This window comes from Planktothricoides sp. SR001, from assembly GCF_001276715.1.
Taxonomy (GTDB): Bacteria; Cyanobacteriota; Cyanobacteriia; order Cyanobacteriales; family Laspinemataceae; genus Planktothricoides; species Planktothricoides raciborskii.
The window spans coordinates 1-20,399 of the sequence record NZ_LIUQ01000041.1; the positions used below are offsets into that span (position 1 = coordinate 1).

At 42.7% G+C, this 20,399-nt stretch carries 12 protein-coding genes; 6 read left to right on the forward strand and 6 right to left on the reverse strand.

What is annotated here, in order from left to right; translation table 11 throughout:
* A partial coding sequence (locus AM228_RS20570; RefSeq protein WP_197285350.1) for a putative Ig domain-containing protein occupies window positions 1-2,361 on the reverse strand: 2,361 nt, incomplete at its 3' end.
* Window positions 2,362-2,936: 575 nt separating this feature from the next.
* On the opposite strand from AM228_RS20570, the gene AM228_RS20575 reads away from it, so the two are divergent.
* The 3 genes from AM228_RS20575 to AM228_RS20585 all read left to right on the forward strand — a co-directional run bounded on the left by AM228_RS20575 (window position 2,937) and on the right by AM228_RS20585 (window position 6,094).
* Window positions 2,937-3,866, forward strand: a complete 930-nt coding sequence (locus tag AM228_RS20575; protein WP_054468759.1) for a succinate--CoA ligase subunit alpha — start codon at window positions 2,937-2,939, stop codon at window positions 3,864-3,866.
* A gap of 104 nt (window positions 3,867-3,970) precedes the next feature.
* Window positions 3,971-5,275 carry an ATP-binding protein gene (locus AM228_RS20580; protein WP_054468760.1) on the forward strand — a complete coding sequence of 435 codons (1,305 nt, stop codon included), beginning with the start codon at window positions 3,971-3,973 and terminating at the stop codon, window positions 5,273-5,275.
* A 120-nt stretch (window positions 5,276-5,395) separates the two neighbouring features.
* Window positions 5,396-6,094 (forward strand): hypothetical protein, encoded by a 699-nt coding sequence (locus AM228_RS20585; RefSeq protein WP_054468761.1) that lies wholly within the window; start codon window positions 5,396-5,398, stop codon window positions 6,092-6,094.
* Here AM228_RS20585 and AM228_RS20590 read toward each other — a convergent pair.
* Together AM228_RS20590 and AM228_RS34400 are read right to left on the reverse strand one after the other, a co-directional pair.
* Window positions 6,084-7,430 carry a DNA methyltransferase gene (locus AM228_RS20590; RefSeq protein ID WP_054468763.1) on the reverse strand — a complete coding sequence of 449 codons (1,347 nt, stop codon included), beginning with the start codon at window positions 7,428-7,430 and terminating at the stop codon, window positions 6,084-6,086. The genes AM228_RS20585 and AM228_RS20590 overlap by 11 nt on opposite strands.
* Before the next feature lie 314 nt (window positions 7,431-7,744).
* Complete coding sequence (locus AM228_RS34400) at window positions 7,745-7,897, reverse strand: hypothetical protein (protein WP_197285351.1); 153 nt, start codon at window positions 7,895-7,897, stop codon at window positions 7,745-7,747.
* Window positions 7,898-7,915: 18 nt separating this feature from the next.
* Here AM228_RS34400 and AM228_RS20600 point away from each other — a divergent pair, with 18 nt between their 5' ends.
* Complete coding sequence (locus tag AM228_RS20600; protein ID WP_054468768.1) at window positions 7,916-8,701, forward strand: Uma2 family endonuclease; 786 nt, start codon at window positions 7,916-7,918, stop codon at window positions 8,699-8,701.
* Between the two features lie 17 nt (window positions 8,702-8,718).
* On the forward strand, window positions 8,719-9,378 hold the full coding sequence (locus tag AM228_RS20605) for a Uma2 family endonuclease (protein ID WP_054468770.1): 660 nt from the start codon (window positions 8,719-8,721) through the stop codon (window positions 9,376-9,378).
* A 128-nt stretch (window positions 9,379-9,506) separates the two neighbouring features.
* On the opposite strand, the gene AM228_RS31155 is transcribed toward AM228_RS20605, so the two are convergent.
* The 3 genes from AM228_RS31155 to AM228_RS20620 form a co-directional block, all read right to left on the reverse strand.
* The gene (locus AM228_RS31155; RefSeq protein ID WP_082348978.1) at window positions 9,507-11,381 is read right to left on the reverse strand and encodes a serine/threonine-protein kinase; all 1,875 of its coding nucleotides are present in this window, start codon (window positions 11,379-11,381) and stop codon (window positions 9,507-9,509) included.
* Between the two features lie 540 nt (window positions 11,382-11,921).
* Window positions 11,922-16,508 (reverse strand): tetratricopeptide repeat protein, encoded by a 4,587-nt coding sequence (locus tag AM228_RS20615; protein ID WP_054468772.1) that lies wholly within the window; start codon window positions 16,506-16,508, stop codon window positions 11,922-11,924.
* Window positions 16,509-16,566: 58 nt separating this feature from the next.
* Window positions 16,567-17,118 carry an NUDIX domain-containing protein gene (locus AM228_RS20620; RefSeq protein WP_054468774.1) on the reverse strand — a complete coding sequence of 184 codons (552 nt, stop codon included), beginning with the start codon at window positions 17,116-17,118 and terminating at the stop codon, window positions 16,567-16,569.
* Between the two features lie 510 nt (window positions 17,119-17,628).
* Between AM228_RS20620 and AM228_RS20625 the strand changes: the two genes are divergently transcribed.
* Complete coding sequence (locus tag AM228_RS20625; protein WP_054468777.1) at window positions 17,629-20,271, forward strand: CHAT domain-containing protein; 2,643 nt, start codon at window positions 17,629-17,631, stop codon at window positions 20,269-20,271.
* Window positions 20,272-20,399: the final 128 nt, after the last annotated feature.

A 20,399-nucleotide genomic window follows, 5' to 3' on the forward strand; every position in this document is an offset into this window, starting at 1 on the left:
GCCGCCGTTGCCGCCGCCGCCGCCGTTGCCGCCGCCGCCGCCGAGGCCGCCGTTGCTGCCATCGCTGCCATTGTTAGCTGCTATCTTCTGCAACGCAATACCACCACCAAACTGCACATTGCCCCCTTCGCCATTACCACCTATAGCTTGATTCCCCTCAAACTTCACCCCATCAACCGTGACATTGCCATCATAAATAAACAGTGCCCCTCCCATCCCAGCACCGCCACCTGAGTTAAAGCCATCGCCTCCCTTAGCGACTCCGTTTTTCAGGGTGAGGTTCTTAAAACTCACATTCCCTGATTTGACAAAGAAAATCGGACGGTCATTTTTATCAGGGATGCCATTATTATTGTTATCCCCATTGATGGTATGTCCTTGCCCATCAACAGTCATATCGCTATCAATCAAACTCCACATCCGAATCACATCGCTACCAAAATTCAGACGCACATCGGTATTGAGTTTGATGGTATCGGCTCCGGCTTTCTCGTTAGCCGTTTTAATTGCCCAACTCAGGCTTCCTTCCGTGTCTCCCTTACCGTTATCTAAATCGTTGGTGACGGCAATGTAGTCCTCCGGTAATGTAGAAGGTAGCTCAAATGGCTCTGTTGTAGAATTTGCCGGTCCTGTAGGTGTAGGAGTTGGTGTGGGAGTTGGTGTGGGAGTTGGTGTGGGAGTTGGTGTGGGAGTTGGTGTGGGAGTTGGTGTGGGAGTTGGTGTGGGAGTTGGCACTGCCGCTTGAACACTCACTCCAAACGAATCGCTAACGCTTTTCCCGCTGCTGTCTGTGGCTGTAACTTGGATTGTGAGTTCACCAGAATCGCTATTAGTCGGAGTGCCGCTGAATTGCCCCGTTACACTATCGAAACTTAACCAACTGGGTAAAGGCGAATTGGCTAAAGGCGAATCAGCCCATATTGCACTATAAGTTAAGGTATCCCCCGCATCAGGGTCGCTAAAATTCCCAGAAACATCCAGACTGAGACTTTTTCCAGTCTCCAGACTTTGGTCGGCAATTTCGCTGGCAACCACTGGCGCTTGATTGGTCTGGGTGGGAACAGCTTTCGTAATCTCCAGAGTGTAGCCTGTAGTGGCGTCCGGTGTATTCCCCACGGTGGGGTCGTCTACCTGTACTGTTACGCTGTAGCTGCTTTGGCTGGCAAAATCCAGACTTGTCCCCGCTTTCAGATATAAACCAGAATCAACGATTTCAAATAAACTGGCATCGGCACCAGCCAGACTCAGGTTATTTGTGCCTTGCCCATCATCGGTAATCCCAATATCAGCAACTTTAATGGCATTGGTAGTATCCGCGTCTTCTGCCAAGGTGGTGGTACTGTTACTCAGAGTAATCGCCGTGGGTGCTTGGTTTTCCACTTCATCGGTGACAGTCACGCTAATGGTTTGGGCTGCGGTTCCCCCCTTGCCATCATTGGCAGTTACTTCCACCTGATAGACATTATCGCTATTGCTATCGGTAGGCGCTTCATAATCGGGAGCGCTAGTAAAAGTCAGGGCACCATTGCTGCTGTCGAGACTAAACTTATTTTGGTCATCTCCCCCAGTAATGAAATAAGTCAGAGGGTCGTTATCTGTATCAGTAGCGACTACAGTCAGGACTGCGGTGCTGTTTTCCGCGATGCTGGCTGTGTTACTGGAAGTAATGGTCGGAACTGCGTTGCTTTCTCCCGTGGCGCCAAAAAAGGCTAAACCCACATTTTCTGGATAGTCATAGTTACTTGTGGCTTTGACAGTGATGCTATTCAGGGTTTTGGTGGCATCTGCGGCAAACCGGACGCCAAAAATTGCCACACTGTTTTGGGACAAATAGCTGCCATAGCTGGCACTATTTCCGCCCACGTCAAGACCGTTGGCTAGATAATATAGATCCTCGGATTCAGTAGTAGTCGTGTCCTGCCAGTCAGGAACGGTGATGGTGTTGCTGGTTTGGTTGCTGCCATCACTGTAGTTAAAGGTGACGCTGACATCCATCGGTGCGTGTCCGTTGGGACTGAGGGCTAGATGGATATAGCTGTATTGTCCGCTGGTGACATTAAACTCAAAAGTTTGGGTTGGTGCCGCAGTGCTAAAGCTGTTAATTAAGTAGCCATTCGTACCATCATTATCGTTGCTGTAGCTGAGTTGAATCTCAGGATGGTAGCCGTTCGCGGCAAAGATGCCATTGTCGGGCAGTCCGTTGCCGTTGGTGGCATCTTTGCTGGTGGCGAAGGACTGGGTTACGAAGTCGGAACCCATGTAGTCTACCCCATCTTGGGTGGTATCGGTGCCGTTGGTGCCTTGGTTGACAATTAAATCTTTGTCAAGTAGCGAACTTACGTCAAATTTGGTTGCGGCCATTGTGTTTGTTGATTCCTCTTTGAGATCGGGATTGTAAGTAGAGGCAGCCCGGTTTAGACAATATAGAGAATATATAGAGAGCGAGAAAGGGAACGCGCGACTTTTGATGCTTACTCAATTTTATTCTGGTTTTTAAGCGGCGCCAGGAGTTTGAGGGAAATAGTTAGTAAAACTTAATCAAGGTTCGGTAATTTCGGTAATGATACCAAGCCCGAAAAATCATTGCGACACATCAACCAGCATCGATCCCCCCAACCCCCCTTCTCAAGGGGGGCTTAAGCTGGAGTTTGTTGCATAATTTATTGAAATTGGTATTAAAAGGAGGAGGAAGGGGAGGGTGGGGAGAAGGTTATTCAGCAGTGGATGATTCACCAACATCTACTTACATCCGCTAACATAAGGCTTTGATGGATGCGCCAGCATCTTGCATTTGTTAATGTTTTAGGACTTACGCAACGAATCTATATATGGCGTATTGGTGCGTTACGCTTCGCGCTTCACACCCTACAGATAGCGTTCATGCGTAAGTTCTGTGTTTGTTAGCAGTTTGTTAGCAAGAAGGTATCGGTAACGGCATGAATTTTAAGGCAGATAGCAAAGTTTTAATCCAGGGGATTACAGAATCTTTGGGAAAAGTTCACAGTCAATTGATGAAAGCTTATGGCACTCAGGTAGTTGGCGGTGTTAGTGCGGGCTATGGTGGGCAGCAGATTAATGGTCTGCCAGTGTTTGATATGGTCGAACAAGCTTTGCTGGAAGTCGGCCCCGTGGACACCACCGTGATTTTTGTCTCCCCTTATCAGGTGCTGGATGCGGCTTTAGAGGCGATCGCTTCGGGAATTAAGCAAATTATTATCATTACTGAAGGGGTTCCCCCTTTGGATATGGTGCATTTGGTTAGAAAAGCGGAAGCGTCGGAAACTTTGGTGGTTGGCCCGAATACTCCTGGGGTAATTGTGCCAGGAAAAGTCCTCCTGGGTACTCATCCCCAAGAGTTTTATACTCCGGGCAAAATCGGCTTGATTAGTCGCAGTGGGACTTTGACTTATGAAATTGCTAATGAGTTAACTAAGGCGGGTTTGGGTCAGTCCATTGGGGTGGGCATTGGTAGTGATGCGATTATTGGGTCAAGTTTCGCCCAATGGCTGCAAATTTTGGATGAGGATGACGATACTGAGGCGATCGTTTTGGTGGGTGAAATTGGCAGTGGAGGCGAAGAAGCTGCCGCTGCTTATATTGAGGAGGCGATCGATAAGCCGGTGATTGCTTATTTGGCAGGTACTTATGCCCCGAAGGGAAAACGTCTCGGTCATGCGGGGGATTTGATTGCTGCCCAGTTGTCTGTAGGCAACCCGGATAAGGTTAGACCAATTGGGGCTGACCCGGAAACCGCCCAGAGAAAACTCTCTGCCTTTAAAGCGGCAAAAATTCCGGTGGCGGAACGTCCCTCAGATATTCCTAGCTTGGTCAAAAAAGTCCTGAAGCCTGCGAGTAAGAAAAAGTAAATTTTTTTGGTTATTTGTTATTGGTTAGTGGTTAGTCGTGATTCTTGGCCATATTTTCAAATAACAAATAACCAAGAGCCAAGAATCAATAACAAATAAAAGAAATGATTGCTGAAATTGAGTTCCTGAGATCCCAAATTTCCTCATTGCTGATTTATGAAAATTTGCTTCAAGATGCGAGGGTTCAAGCGTTTGTCAATTTGTTAAATGTGTTGGTAAAAGACCCAGATAAAAATTTTAATTGTTTGCCCGCCTATGGCCATTGGTTTAGATCCTTAGCCGATCAAAATATCTCGTGGCAAGATTATTTAATTCAGCAAATTCTCGCAGCAGAAAATCCTTTTACCCAGCAGGTAAAAAAACAACCTTTGGCGGATTTATCCCCGTCACTGATTGCAGCGGTAAATCATGATTTAGAAGTGCTACAAACGGTTTATAATTGCAGCGGAGAACAAGTCAGTCAATGGGTGAAATTTGCGGCAAAGTTGTCTCAGCCACCCGTGGCATGGAATCAGATAGAAAATCCGGCGGCGTTACCAGAGTATCAAGTGCCATTATGGATGGCGTTTAAATCAGCAAAGAAATGGCCCGATCTTCTGGAAAGTTTAGCAGCCTATTATCACGAGTATGGCTGGGGAATTTTTACAGAATATCGGGCTTTTCGTTGGCAGTCAGGTGAGTTAGTTAGCATCCCACATCCTGACCGGGTTCGGTTGACTGAATTAGTGGGCTATGAGTTCCAAAAAGTAACATTACTTAATAATACCCAAAGTCTTTTAGCCGGTTTACCCGCTTTGAATGTGTTGCTTTATGGGACTCGCGGGACGGGCAAGTCTTCTTTGGTTAAGGCTTTATTAAATGAGTATGGCGATCGCGGTTTACGGTTAATAGAAGTGAGTAAATCTACCCTGAAAGATTTGCCCGCGATCGCGGAACAGTTGCGCGATTTGCCCCAAAAGTTTATTATTTTTGTTGATGATTTGTCTTTTGAAGAAGATGATGATGATTTTAAGGCGCTGAAGATGGTTTTAGAAGGCAATTTAACCGCTAAACCTCAAAATGTGGTGGTTTATGCTACTTCTAATCGCCGCCATTTGGTGCGAGAGTTTTTTGGCGATCGCCCCCGTCCCAGTGTTGAGGAAATTCACGCTTGGGACTCGGTACAAGAAAAGCTTTCATTTAGCGATCGCTTTGGCTTAACCTTAACCTTTGAAGCGGCGAATCAAGACAAATATTTAACCATTGTGCATCATCTTGCTGCTTTAGCTAATATTACCATTTACCAGGCAGAATTAGACTATGAAGCATTACAATGGGCGACCCAACATAATGGGCGATCGGGACGTACTGCCCGTCAGTTTATTGACTTTCTCATGGGCAAGTTAACCGCTAAATCACCGATGAATTAAAATCTATCCCTACAATAAAAAAATCCGCTAATAGCGGATGATCAATTCTTCCTTAAGACCGAGGCGGTAAATTTATGATCGACGGTTACACGCAAACATTAATAACCAGGATTTCTTAAAATGATTGATGAAACTGAATTACTTAATCTAGCGATTAATCATATCAGCAAAGTTCGAGAGTTTGACCCCTACAAAAGTTATCAGGGTGTCAATAGTCGAGAAGAATTTCAACAACTCATTTCACGGGATCCGGCATTTAGTGCTTTAGGGTTAGACGATGAGAGATATATTATTGCCAGAGTGGGCGGAAATCTGATCACATCTCTACATCGTAAGCTGGGTGATATGTATCAGGCTTTGTTTGGCTATCTTTTGAAACAAAGTTTTGACTTAGATGAAAATGATTTGTATTTCAGCGTAGATGTTCAAATTGGCGAACGAATTCAAAAGCGTTCTACTGATGGTTTAATCAAAAAAAATAAGTTTAATCAGCGGATTCCTCAAGATTGGATGTCTTATCAAGGAATCGGTTTTGAAGTTCGCTCTTGTTATCAAATTGGCGATTCCAAGAGAATTCAAGCTGATTATGATATGTCATTAGCATTGAAGTCTTATGACATTTTACCTGTCATGTTGGTTTTTTGTAACACATCACTGAGAAGTCCTTTAGCCCGGTTATCTAAAAGTTGGCATCTTTACGAAGGAATTTCCAGTTTCAACTTAGTCGAATCAATTACGGGTTTTAACCTTTACAACTTTTTGCAGAATAATTCTACTATTCTGACTCAAGAAATCGATAATATTCTTTCTATCCTCTAATGCAAACAGCCGTCTCATACAATCGCTTTTTGCCCCCTCGCTTGCGAAAACAGATTATTTTTTCCACATCAAACCCTTCGTGGGCAAAAATTTTGCCTAAGATAGATTCCGTAAATATTTCTACCCCGGAAAGTCTAGAATTTCCCACAATATAAGCCCCCCGAAAATTTTTACTTTTAACCTGCTGGAGTAATTTGATATGTCTCCACATATCAATAAAGTATTTGGTGGCATAATTACACATTAAAATACTTTGTTCTTGGAGGGGTTCATAATAGCAAAGATAGGGTTTTATCTCACGGGGAACCGGAAGCAATTCATTTTGCAAAATAGATGTCGCCCGACCCCAAGTTCCTCCCACCGCCTTTAAGTCAATTTCTGTAGCTTGTCCAACATTCTCTAAAATTTCCATAAAGTGTAATTGGGGTCTAGTTTGATGAACGTAGCTATACCGATTGGGATAAGGCGGTGATGTAATGACAAAATCAACGGGATGCTTAATTAGTGTTTTTAAGTCATCCGTTGAATTGCCTAAGCGAATTGAGTTGAGTTGTGAAAATAATCTTTGTTCTGCATTTAGGTTAATTAAATCATCATAAACTATTTTTAAATTATTGGCAATTTCTTCCATAACATCAATGTCTCTTTGATGATTGTCGTCAAAAGTTATTGTGGGATGATTTCTGTGAATATTGGCGCAGTCTAAACAGGCTTTATTTACCGCCAGCCATAGATAATCCTGCACGGGAAAGTATTCTGCTTTTCCTAAAATTTCGCGGCAGATGATTAGGTTTTTCAGCACAGGCTTTTGCCACCATCTAAAAACGTTATGAATAATCGGAATCCTGGTTTGAAATTCCGTGACTACCTCTTCGATGGTTAAATTTTTATAAGCTTCGATTAAATTAGAGACTTCCGTGATATATTTTGCCAATAAATTTAGATGGCTGGTATCCCATTTTAGAGATTTATTGCCCACTTGTTCTAACACTGGGTTAATTTCAATGCCGATAGTTTTTATGCCATGTTTTTGGCATTCTATAGCGGTGGTGCCTCGACCGCTAAAGGGATCGAGGACAAAATGATTTCTGGAAATGCCCAATTCTTTGAGCAAAAATCTGACTAAACCGGGGGAATAGCTGGGAGTTAGACGATACCATCTATGCACCGATTCCACTTGTCCGCCTTTGAAGGTAATATCGCCGATGTCTAATTCTTGATAATCAAAACCAGACTCTTGGATATTTGTGTGAAAAGACCTGGTGCGATTCGGCAAAGCCGATCGCTGCCGCGAATCGCGGGTTTCTGGAGAAAATAATGATAACTGTTCAAACATCGTGAATCTGATGATCTGATTTATGATCTAATGATAGTTTATTTTATTTTAGCATATTTTGTTAATTTTAATTCTCAAAAAATGATTAGTCGTGATTTCAAATTTTACTTGGTCAACGACTGGCGTAAAACTAATGGTTTATGTTCCCTTATTTTAAATTGCCTTAATTGGTGGCCTGATTGTCCAACTTATTATGGAAAGTTTATAATTCTTGAACTAAGAAACCCGGTTTCTTCTGGGCGGTTCAGAAACCCGGTTTATTCAAATTTCGGCTTCGATGCCAAGAAACCGGGTTTCTTGGCAAAGTTAATCCGTTACGATGCCAAAATTATCGCAGAAACCCGGTTTCTCCACAGTCCTGGACGCTGGGCGATTCCGCGAAGCGGATCGCTAAAGCGAATTGCTCCTAGCAACTTTTCCGAATACCCACTATAATAAATAATATCAGTGTTAATGCTTGTAGTCAACTAATATACCCAAAAACTATGACAATTGCTCAAGAAAAACAACCGATAATTATTCCCGAAAATGTTATAATACCAGGGAGTGATTTATACAGTGATGAACCTCCCTTGGAAAGTAACCTACATTTGCGGCAAATGATGCTGCTGATTGAATGTTTAGAATGGTTATGGCAAGACCGGAATGATTTTTTTGCTGCCGGAAACCTAACCATTTACTATAGTCCGAATCAAAAGAAATCAGAAGATTTTAAAAGTCCAGACTTTTTTGTGGTACTGAATACTAAGCCTGACCGAACTCGCAAAAGTTGGGTAGTTTGGCAAGAAGAGGAAAAATATCCCGATTTGATCGTCGAAATTCTCTCGGACAGTACGGCTAAAACTGATAGAGATTTGAAAAAACAGCTTTATCAAGACACTTTTCAGACCTCGGATTATTTTTGGTTTGACCCATACAGCTTAGAATTCGCAGGCTTTCATTTAGTTGATGGCAAATATCAGCCCATAGAACCGAATGAGTTTGGTTATTTATGGAGTGATTTACTCAAGTTATACTTGGGAGTATATGAGGAAAAATTGCGCTATTTTACGGCTGATAATAGCTTAGTCCCGACTCCAGAAGAAGCGGCTTTATGGGAAAAACAGCAAAAAGAGTTAGCCCAACAGGAAAAGCTGCGGGCTGAACAGGAAAAACTGCGGTTTGAACAGGAAAAACTGCGGTTTGAACAAGAAAAACTGCGGGCTGAAGAAAAAAATGCCAAGTTAGCGGCGAAATTGCGGGAATTAAATATCGACCCAGATAGTTTATAATTAACAGGTAATTAACGATGACAATTGCTCAAGAAAAACAACCGACAATTATCTCCGAAAATGTTATAATACCAGGGAGTGATTTATACAGTGATGAACCGCCATTGGAAAGTAAAATACATCTACTCCAGATTATCATACTAATGCAATGTTTAGAATGGTTATGGCAAGACCGGGACGATTTTTTTGCGGCGGGAAACCTGACCATTTACTATAGTCCCAATCAAAAGAAATCAGAAGCATTTAGAGGGCCAGACTTTTTTGTGGTAATTGGCACTCACCGTTATCCACCCCGCAAAAGTTGGGTAGTTTGGCAAGAAGATGGAAAATATCCCGATATTATTGTGGAAATTCTCTCAGAGAGTACGGCTAAAACTGATAGAGATTTGAAAAAACAGCTTTATCAAGACACTTTTCGTACCTCGGATTATTTTTGGTTTGACCCATACAGCTTAGAATTCGCAGGCTTTCATTTAGTTGATGGCAAATATCAGGCGATAGAACCGAATGAGTTTGGTTATTTATGGAGTGATTCACTCAAGTTATACTTGGGAGTATATGAGGGAAAATTACGCTATTTTACTCCCGAAGTTAAGTTAGTTCCTACCCCAGAAGAATTAGCGGCGAAGTTAGCGGCGAAATTGCGGGAATTAAATATTGACCCAGATACTCTGTGATTTTTCAGAGGATTAGAGAAGTGATGATAAGATTAGAATTGGCAGGGGAATAGAAACCGGGTTTCTTGAGCGATTTAGCGATACAATCAAGATTTTTGGCAGAAACCCGGTTTCTTTGCATTCAAGATTTATTTTTTCCGCAATTCATCAGCTTTCTGAAAATCTGCTTTTGCTTTTTCATTTTCACCTAATTTCCGGTAAGCAAAACCCCGGAGGCCGTAAGCATTAGCATCCTGGGGATTAATTTCAATCGCTTTAGTGTAATCTGCGATCGCTTTTTCAGATTCACCTAATTTACCGTAAACAACACCCCGGTTGTAGTAAGCATCAGCATACTGGGGATTAATTTCAATGGCTTTGGTGAAATCTGTGATCGCTTTTTGCGATTCACCTAGATTATCGGAAGCAATACCCCTGCCGAAGTAAGCATTAGCAAACTGGGGATTAATTTCAATGGCTTTGGTGTAATCCGCGATCGCTTTTTTATATTCACCTAATTTCCGGTAAGCAACACCCCGGTTGCGGTAGGCACCAGGCAACTGGGGATTAATTTCAATAGCTTTGGTGTAATCCGCGATCGCTTTTTGCGATTCACCTAATTTCTTGTAAGCAATACCTCTGCCGAAGTAGGCATCAGCAAAATGGGGATTAATTTCAATTACTTTAGTCCAATCCTCGATCGCTTTTTTATATTCACCTAATTTACCGTAAGCAAGACCCCGGTTAGAGTAGGCAGAAGCAAACTGGGGATTAATTTCAATGGCTTTGGTGTAATCTGCGATCGCTTTTTCAGATTCACCTAGATTATCGTAAGCAACACCCCGGTTTTTATACCCTTCAGCTAAATTAGGATTAACTTCAATGGCTTTATTACCATCGACCAATGCCAGTTGATACGCTTCAAGCTTCCAATGGGCAAAACATCTTTGACTATAAGCTTCGGCAAAATTAGGATTAATTGCGATCGCTTTATTCAGATAGATAATAGCCTCGTGGTATTCCTCACGGTCTAAATGGGCAACTGCTTGCTGATAATAATCGGTATGATCGGGGGTCGTAGGGGCAGAATTGCTGGCTGGTTTTATTGTCCACCATTGCTGGATATTCTTCGGTCGTTCTTCTTGCGACAAATGCAAAGCAGCCGTGACAATACTCTGCCAAGGTTCGCTTAAATTCGCTTGCCAATTTTTACCAATCATTCGACCGAGTGCCGGTTCTGGTAGAGTACCCGTCAGCATTTCATGCAGCATCATCCCCAACTCAAAAATATCGCTTTCTGGGCCAACAACTTGACCGGGAACTTGTATTTCCATTGGCGCATAGTTAGGAGTAAAAGCACGAGTGCTGTGGGTTTGATTCGTGGTATTTGTTTGCTTTGCTGCCCCAAAATCGATTAAAATCACTCGCCCTTCTGGTGTCAATAAAATATTATCCGGCTTAATATCTAAATGATAAACTCCAGCGCCGTGAGTCAGCGCCAACGCATCAACTAAACAGGTGACAATTTCTGTCACTTGTTGAGGAGATAGCTTTTTATTCGGTCGATCGTCTAATTCTTGCCGCAGGGTTTTTCCTGATAAAAATTCCATTACCAGATAAGCCGTACCCCCAGCTTCAAATAAATCTTGCACTCGCACCAAATTAGGATGATTCAGTTTCGCTAAAATCCGCCCTTCGCGAATAAATCGATTTAACCACCGTTGATAGATATCTTGTTTATTTTGGGGTACAGAAAGGTCGCCGTTATTTATCTGGCGGTGGGCTAATTCTTGAGGATAATATTCTTTAATGGCTACGGTCTGTTCCAGCATCGTATGATGAGCCCGGTAGGTGATACCAAACCCACCCCGACCGATCGCATAGTCGATTTCATAAGTATCCGCTTTTAAACGAGTCCCAGTAGGCAGCACATCTCGCAGCAGGGTCGGCAAGTGAACGCCACATTTAAAGCAATATTGAGCTTGCGGGAGAATTCCCTCGGTGTGACAATTGAGACAGCGCATGGCTTCAATAATTTGTAGGAATTAATCTGATTGTACTCCTGAAAATAACCTCAGATACAGCTTGTTCGCCATTCGCTTAAAACATTGCCCTCACCCTAAATCCCTCTCCCTTTTTGGGAGAGTCCGTAGGGTGGGCAAAAAATTTTACGCACCCTACCATATATGATGGTGAATTTTTGCCCACCCTACAATATAAATACTTATTATAAATTTTTGTAAATGGTATAAATAGAGAAACCGGGTTTCTTTCCATAATTTTTGCTGTTGTTGCCGCAATTGTCGCAGAAACCCGGTTTATTTATCGTTGCGACTATATAGCGGTTATTGTCCGAATTACAGAAGTTTTCTGGATTCCCGCCTTCGCGGGAATGACAAATTTTTTTTGTACTTCATAACTATGACAATCGCTATATAGCAATCCTAAATGACTATAATTGTAGGGGTAAAGGGTTTGGTTTGGTGAGCTTACCCCTAGACGCTGCGGGGCAACCACCGCCTGGGAAAAGCCCCTACAAAAATATTACGATTGAAATAGGATTGCTATAAAATATCTTGAACTTTGGCTAAAAACCGTTTTACTTGTTTTTCCCAAGTCCAGTTTTCCATAAACTTGGCAGCTTTTAAGCCTTTTTGTTCGGCTTCTCGACGATTCACATAGACTCTTTCTAGGGCACTAATTGCCTCACTGACTTCAGACTCTCCCCACCCAACTACCCCAGTAAAAAAATGAGGGGTGGGTTGCACTGGACGCTGACGAGATAAGGCATAACAATGGTGGTCATGGATTAAGTCTAAGTGGCCGGTATTTGCTGATAAAATAGTGGGAATTCCACAGGCCATAGTTTCCATTGCTGCGAGGTTTGTTCCCCCTTCACAACGACTGGTGAAAATTGCTACATCCGCTTCTCGGAGAATTTGGCCGATTTGATGATTGGGAACTATTCCTAGGTCAATAAATGAATCTGGGGGTAAGCCATTGGCGATTAACCATTCCGCAATTTTAATTTGGTTATTTTCCCCAACTTCGGGCAATCCAACTACATTGCCTGCTTGTTCTAAGCCTTGCATATATTGCGGCCAAAAGTTATGCCATGCAGTGATAAGTAAGGCTTCAGGATGGCGGCGGTGAAATTCTTTAAATGCAGCAATGACAATATCTTGTCCTTTGCGAAATTCTAGTTTTCCACCGGAAAAAATTACAAAGCGATCGCTCCATAAGTTTGATTTTGGTGCATGATGAAATATGGTCGGATCGATGCCTTGTTGCACGGTGCAAACATGGTTAATTCCGTGATACTTTAATAATTTTTCATTCCAGGTAGAACCGGCAATAATCAGATCGTATTTTTCGGCATTTAGACGCGCTTCTGCGGTCATATTGGTATCTTCTAAGAAAATAACGCCGATATTTTTATTGCCCCTGGGAATATCTAAGCTAGTCAGGTTTTTGCCCAAGGCATGAATCACGGGAAAATCACAGGCAATTTGTTTCCCCGGATTCCGGGAAATTAATTCTTGCAGTTTTTGATAATTGCTAAATACTGGCTGTAATAATGCCCGATATAAGGGATTTAATTCCGCTGGATTTATGGCCGGGGGCGTTAACAGAACCGGATAAAATCCAGAACTAACGCTGGGAGATTTTAATAATTGTAGGGTGAGATTCATCCCATAAATTCCCCAGCCAGTCATTTGACTTAATTGCCAACCTAGTCCTAGTCTTAACCGGCTATTAGATGATAGATTCATAGGTGTTGATGATGTAAGATGTGCATAAATTGGTGATAAATTGTAGGGGCGATCCTCCGGCGATCGCGCTTCATCCTCCCGTGGTAGTCCTCGATCGGATATTTCTTCATAATCCGGTTGCTGGGCAATAATTTGCTGTAAATTTTTTCCCTCTACTTCATAGCTATCTGGAGAATTGCGCCATTCCGTCAGAGTTGCTTCTATGGCAGCAAAAACTCGCTGAAATAACTCATCCCAGTCACCGGATTTTGACAGCCGAAATAGTCTCATGGTGGGATACCAAGGACTATCGTCTCTCTCTTGCATCCAGCGCCAATCTTGATGATTTCCTAATAATAACCAGACGGGTTTACCCATTGCCCCGGCTAAATGCGCGATCGCTGTATCCACCGTGATGACTAAATCTAATTGGGCAACAATAGCGGCAGTATCCGCAAAATCATTTAACTGACTATCTAAATTTTCAATATTACATAAATCTGTTTTTATTTCCGACGCTATGGTTTCTATATCTTTAACGCGATCGCCTTTTTGCAGACTATATAACTTAACCTCTGGTAAATTCAGCAATGGTAAAAAATATCTCAAATCACAAGAACGCAACGCATCTTGTTTATGATTGGGATTACCAGCCCAAACAATGCCGATTTGAAAATTAGATGTAGGGGCGAAGCATTCGCGATTAAAATTGTTGCTTTCTTCGGAATTTAAAGCCGCGAATGCTTCGCCGCCCTGACTTTCTTGGATTCCCGCCTTCGCGGGAATGACAGGTGTTAGCCCTTCCTGCAAAAAGAGGGGGATGACGATCGGCGGAAATAAATAAGGAATTGGGGCGGGAATGGTTGCTAAGGTAGTGCCGAAAATATGCGGTAAACTCATTAAAGGACAATGCCAATCAAATTCTGGTAGAGGTTCTCCTTTAATCACAATTTGCTGGACACAAGGAACCGTTTCAAATAAGCGGGCTAAAGGTTGCGGACATTCAACAATTATCCGTCCTCCCTGTTGGGCAACTAAGGCAACATAGCGGATAAATTGAATTTGATCGCCGAATCCTTGCTCACTATATAATAGAATTGTTTTGCCGTTTAATGGGGTGCCATCCCAAAGCGGTTGCGGGAAAGAACGGCGCGGAAAATCTGCGGTTTGCCACCGCCATTCATACTCAGCAAAACCCCGTTTTAAGTCTCCGGTAGTTAATAAACTAATCCCTAAATTCCAATGGGCTTCAGCATAATCGGGTTTAATCGATATGGCTTGTTCATAACAGTTAATTGCCTCCGCTAATTGGTCAATATTTTTCAAGATATTGCCTAAGTTACTATAAGCTTGGGCAAAGTTGGGCTGATATTTGATGGCTTCTCGGTAATGCCATATTGCCGCTTCTGTCTGACCAGCGTTTTCTAATAAGCGGGCTAAATTATAATGGGCTTCGGCAAAATTTGGAGATAAATTAATTGCCGATTGGTATGCGCTAATCGCCTCAGCAAATTCGCAGATTTCTTCTAAAGTTACGGCTAGGTTATGATAAATTGTGGGTAAGGGTAATTCACTGGCATTACCAAATTTAACCGCTTGACGATAATGATCGATCGCTTCTAATAAATTTCCTTGCTGTTTTAAAGCAACAGCTAAATTATTATGGGTTTTGGCATAATTCGGGTTAATTTCTAACACTTGGCTATAATAGGCGATCGCCTCTGATAAATTCCCCGCTTGATAAGCACTTACTCCTTGTTTATGCAGGCGATCGCTTTCGGTTTCATCCGCAGACAAACCAGGAATATGCAAACTTTTTAAAGGGGAAGCATTATGGCGATTAATTTCCGCTGGTGAGTTATCGATTTTTTGCCCAAATACTTCGCCCTTACCAGTCGGATTAATTAAATCTTTTAAAGCCAATTTAACTCCATCGAATACCCCCTCCCAGTCTCCCGGTTTAGGTTGGCGAAATAGCCGCATAATTGACGGATACCAAGGGCTATCTACACGATTTAACATCCATCTCCAGTCTGGGGCAAAAGGCAATAAAACCCAGACAGGTTTACCCATTGCCCCAGCTAAATGGGCCACTGCTGTATCGACGCTAATCACTAAATCTAAGGGCGCGATCGCATTTGCCGTATCCGCAAAATCTTTCAACTTACTGCCAATATCTCGGATATTATTAGCCGATAAAAGAGGTAATTCTGCCTCGGTGACTTCCTTTTGCAAACTATATAACTGAATGGGAAGATTCGCCGCTATTTTATAATCCAATAACTGCAAAAAATGCTGGGGCGAACAGGCGCGATAACGACTGCGATCGCCTGGATAAAAAGGATTACCCGCCCAAACAATACCAATTTTCAGCGGAACTTCTCTCACCGCTGCTTCCTTCTTGAACAAATAGAAGCTGGTGGGTATATCTTCCGCATATAAATAAGGAATATCTGCGGGAATAGTTGCCAGAGTTGTCCCCAAAATTCGCGGCAAACTCATCAACGGAGCATAAACATCAAACTCTGGTAAAGCATGACCTTCAAGAATTAGTTGATCCAAACGCAGCAGCGATTCGCATAATCGGAACAAAGGCTTAGGACATTCTAAAATTACTCGCCCGAATTCCCCTACCCGTTGTTTGACTAAATCCACATAACGAACAAATTGGATTGTATCCCCAAATCCCTGTTCACAATGTAATAAAATTCTTTTGCCCAATATGTCTGAACCATCCCAAAGGGGTTGGGGAAAATTCCGGGGAGAACGAAAATTGCCGCCCCGCATTTGCCAGCGCCATTCATACTCTGTAAAACCCCGTTGTAAGTCACCAGCTAATAATAAAGTAAACCCTTGATTCCACCTTGCACCCGGATGATTTGGATTCAGTTCTAGGGTTTTTTTGTAGCAATCTAATGCCTCTTTTAACTTCCCTTGGGCTTGCAGCACATTGCCTAAATTATTATAAGTTTCGGGATAATTAGGATTACGGCTTAATGCTTGTTGATAACTGTTAATCGCCCGATCTAGTTCACCTAAAGAGGCGAATACATTACCTAGCCCATACCAAGCATCCGCATAATTGGGATTAGCGGTTAAAGCTTGTTGATAATGGGCTTTCGCGGCTTCTAGCTGATTCTCTTGCCAGAGAATATTGGCTAAATTGTTATGGAGATAAGGGGCATTTGGTTCAATGGTTAATGCTTGTCGCAACAAGGCGATCGCCTCGGTAAATTGTTTCTCTTGTTTGAGGGCGATCGCCAAATTATTCAACGCCTCCAAATTATGCGGTTGACAGTCAAGCACCTGACGATAAAATTGGATTGCTTCCTGCCGTCGTCCGGCTTCATGCTGCGATCGCCCTTGGTTCAACAGTTCGCTAATTTTTTGAAAATCCACAGACAATTAACCTTTACTTGTATTAAATTAAAAATCCATCAAAATCCATCAAAATCCATCAAAATCCATCAAAATCTATCGCCAATTGCTCTTGCAAACAATCGCGAATCACGATATGATGTTGAAAAGCCAAATCAGTTTGCAAGGCGGTTGCTAAATCAACCCATTTCACCTCTTCCACCTCCCCGGATGAAACTTGCGGTGACAGTTCCGGTAAACTATCCACCCAAAACATCAGGGCAAATAAAAGCGTGACATTTTGTTTCCCTCTGGGGAGACTTTTAACCAAATAAGGGTGATCAAAACTCCCGTGAAACTTGTCACAGCGATCGCGAATTTCCAGTAAATTTAGCCCCAACTCTTCATAAGTTTCTCGAATCACCGCCTCCGTTGCGGTTTCATCCCAATCCAGATAGCCCCCAGGAAGACCCCACTTACCCACTTCATCGGGTAAATCTTTCCCCCGTTTGCCTAAAGGGACAAAAATGCGCTGTCTTTCATCCCCAGACAGCACAAATAATACCACTGGCAACACCGTTACACTGCGGCTAATCCAGTAAACTTTATCATCGTGTTCGATACACCAATTTTGACGATTCTTAAATTGCATGACTGATATTTACTCCATATTTGTGGTTAGTTGTTAGTTGTTGGTTGTTGGGTAGGGATTCTTTGGTTGTTAGTTGTTAGTTGTTAGTTGTTAGTTGTTTGCTATTTGTCATTCGTTGGCAGCTATTGGTTATAGGTTACAGGTCATTTGTCATAAGTTAAACAAGACAAACACCAAGCAACAGATAACCAACAACAAGTAACCAAAAACAAATAACAAACAAGAAATAATAAATAACGAGTAACAAGTAACAAACAACAACCAAAGAATCCCTACCCAACAACCAACAACCAACAAACAACAAATAATTAATTTATCCACTCTATAAGCAGAACTTCCTGATTTTCTCACGCTTACGCTAAACTACAAATGTTACTTCATCAGCAGCATTTCGTTATTTGTTACTGGCTACTCATTATTCGGGGAGTTTTCCCATAAGCGAAAGATACAACTAAATTAATTACAAATAACTTAAGCATAAACAAGAAGAAAAATCATCTTAGGAAAAATATGAAACCTACTTCACTTTGGATTTTGTTGGCCACCATTTCTTTAGGGTTAAACATAGGAATCCATCAATCTGTAGCCAGAGAATCGATGCACAATTCGATTAGAGAAAATTTTAGAGAAAATTTTCAGAGTTTTTTCAACGCTTCACTGGAAGGAGAAGCCCAAGCCGAAGCTTTATATCAACAAGGTAATTTCCACCAAACAATTCAAATTTTAGAAAATTTAGCCAATCAATATGCGGCATTAGAAGACGATTTCAACCAAAGCAGAATTCTCCGTAATCTCAGCTTAGTTTATCTAGAAAATGGGGAATTGACTAAAGCCGAAAACTCAGTTCAGCAAAGCTTAGAAATTATTTGTCAAAATATTAATTGTGCAGCACCTAAGTTAAATGCAAATAGAGAATATATCCAAATTTTTGCTCAAGCCTTAGAGGTGAAGGGTAAACTAGAATACTATTCGGGAAATGCAGAAGATGCCCAAGAAACTTGGAAAAAAGCCGTTAATCTGTATGACAGCCTTGGAGATATTCAAAATTCGATTCGCACCAAAATTTCCCAAGTCCAAGCCCTGCGATCGCTCGGACTTTATCGCACAGCCCTGGAAAACTTAATCGCAATGGAACAAGTGTTAGCCGAAGAACCGGATAACTTAGTCAAAGCCCAAGCATTGCAAAGTTTAGGCGAAGGGCTCAGAGTAGTGAGAAAATTACCTGAATCCACAAAAATATTAGAGCAAAGTTTGGCGATCGCAAAAAAAAAATCCAATCAAGACATGATTGCTGGAGTGCTAATCAGCCTGGGAAATAACGCAGAATTCAACCACGATGATGACGCCGCATTAAAATTTTATCAAGAAGCGACTCAAACCTCTGATAACCCCAGAGTGATTATAGAATCTCAGCTAAATGAAATGCGCGTATTAATCCGCCAAACAAAACCTAATGAATCTCTATTTAATTTGACGAATAACATCAAAAATACTTTAGAAAACCTGCCAAAATCTCAACAAAAAAATTATGCTCAAATTAATTTTGCATTGCAGCTAATCGATCTAAAAAATAATCAAAATATCACTGATAAAGAACAAATCACTAAATTATCTGAAATTGCCGAACTATTAGCCGTCTCAGTTCAAGAATCTCGGCAGTTAGGGGATCAAAGAGGCGAAGCTTATGCCCTAGGATATTTGGGACATTTATATGAACAAAATGAGCAATGGGAAGAAGCCAGAACCGCCACCAGAGAAGCCTTGCTCATTGCTCAAGCCATTAATGCCGATGATATTGCCTATCAATGGCAATGGCAAACAGGCCGAATTCTCCGCGCCCAAGGAGAACGGGAAAAAGCGATCATCTCTTATCAAGCGTCTGTCAAAACCTTGCAATCTTTGCGCGGCGATTTAGTGGCCATGAGTTCCGACGCCCAATTCTCATTTCAAGAAACCGTTGAACCTGTTTACCGAGAAATGGTCAGCTTATTATTAGCCCCGAATCAAGAGGTGACACAGGCTGACTTAATCATTGCTCGTGAAGCGATTGAAGCGTTACAACTGGCCGAACTTGATAACTTCTTTCAAGATGCTTGCTTAGATACAAAACCTGTACAAATTGACCAAGTAGACCCAACCGCTGCGGTATTCTATCCGATTATTTTGCCCGATCGCCTAGAAGTGATTGTCACCATTCCCGGACAACCCTTACACCGTCACAGCATCCCAGTTGCCCAAGAAAAAGTGGAAGAGACCCTCCTAGAAATGCGGAACGCCCTCACCGCCCCTTGGCGACGGCGCAGCGTCCGTTACTTTCTCCCCTTCTCCCAGCAACTCTATGACTGGTTAATTCGGCCCTTTGAAGCCGACCTAGCCGCCAACCAAATCAAAACCCTAGTCTTCGTCTTAGACGGCGCCTTGCGTAGCAGCCCGATCTCCGCCCTTTATGACGGAGAAAAATATCTCACGGAAAAATACAACATTGGTCTGACTCCGGGTCTACAACTCCTTCCCCCCCAACCCATTGCCCAAGAAGAACTCCAAGCCCTCACTGCCGGACTCACCGAAGCCCGCCAAGGCTTCCCAGCCCTGCCTGGAGTGGCGATCGAATTTGACCGGATCGAGCAAAAAATCAACACCAATAAACTCCTGAATGAATCCTTCACCGAACCGAATTTTAGAACCATCTTCCAGGAAGTTGAATTTCCCATCGTTCACCTCGGCACTCATGGGGAATTTTCCTCCAACGCCGAAGACACCTTTGTCCTCACCTGGGACGATCGCATCAACGCCAACGAACTAGACAACCTCCTGCGCTTAGAAGAACGCCAAGGAGCCACCATTGAATTACTCATTCTCAGTGCTTGTCAGACCGCCGTGGGAGACAAACGCGCTGCCCTAGGACTCGCGGGAGTTGCCGTCCGCGCCGGAGCCCGCAGCACCCTAGCATCCCTGTGGTATGTCAGCGACGAAGCCACCGCCGAACTAATGAGTCAATTTTATCAAGAACTCGTCACCACAAATCTCACATTAGGCCGTCGTCAAACCAAAGCCGAAGCCCTCAGTGCCGCACAACGAGCCATGATTCAAAATCCAGAATTTTCTCATCCCTACTACTGGGCGGCTTTTGTTTTAGTGGGAAATTGGTTGTAGGCTAAATTAACAAGTTTAAAATCTGCCGCTGCGGTAAGGAGCGGTTAGGCTAAGTAACAAGTTTAGGTTTCCGGCTGTGCCAAAAAGCCGGGGATCTAAGCGCAAACTTAAAATTGTGGGTTGGGTTT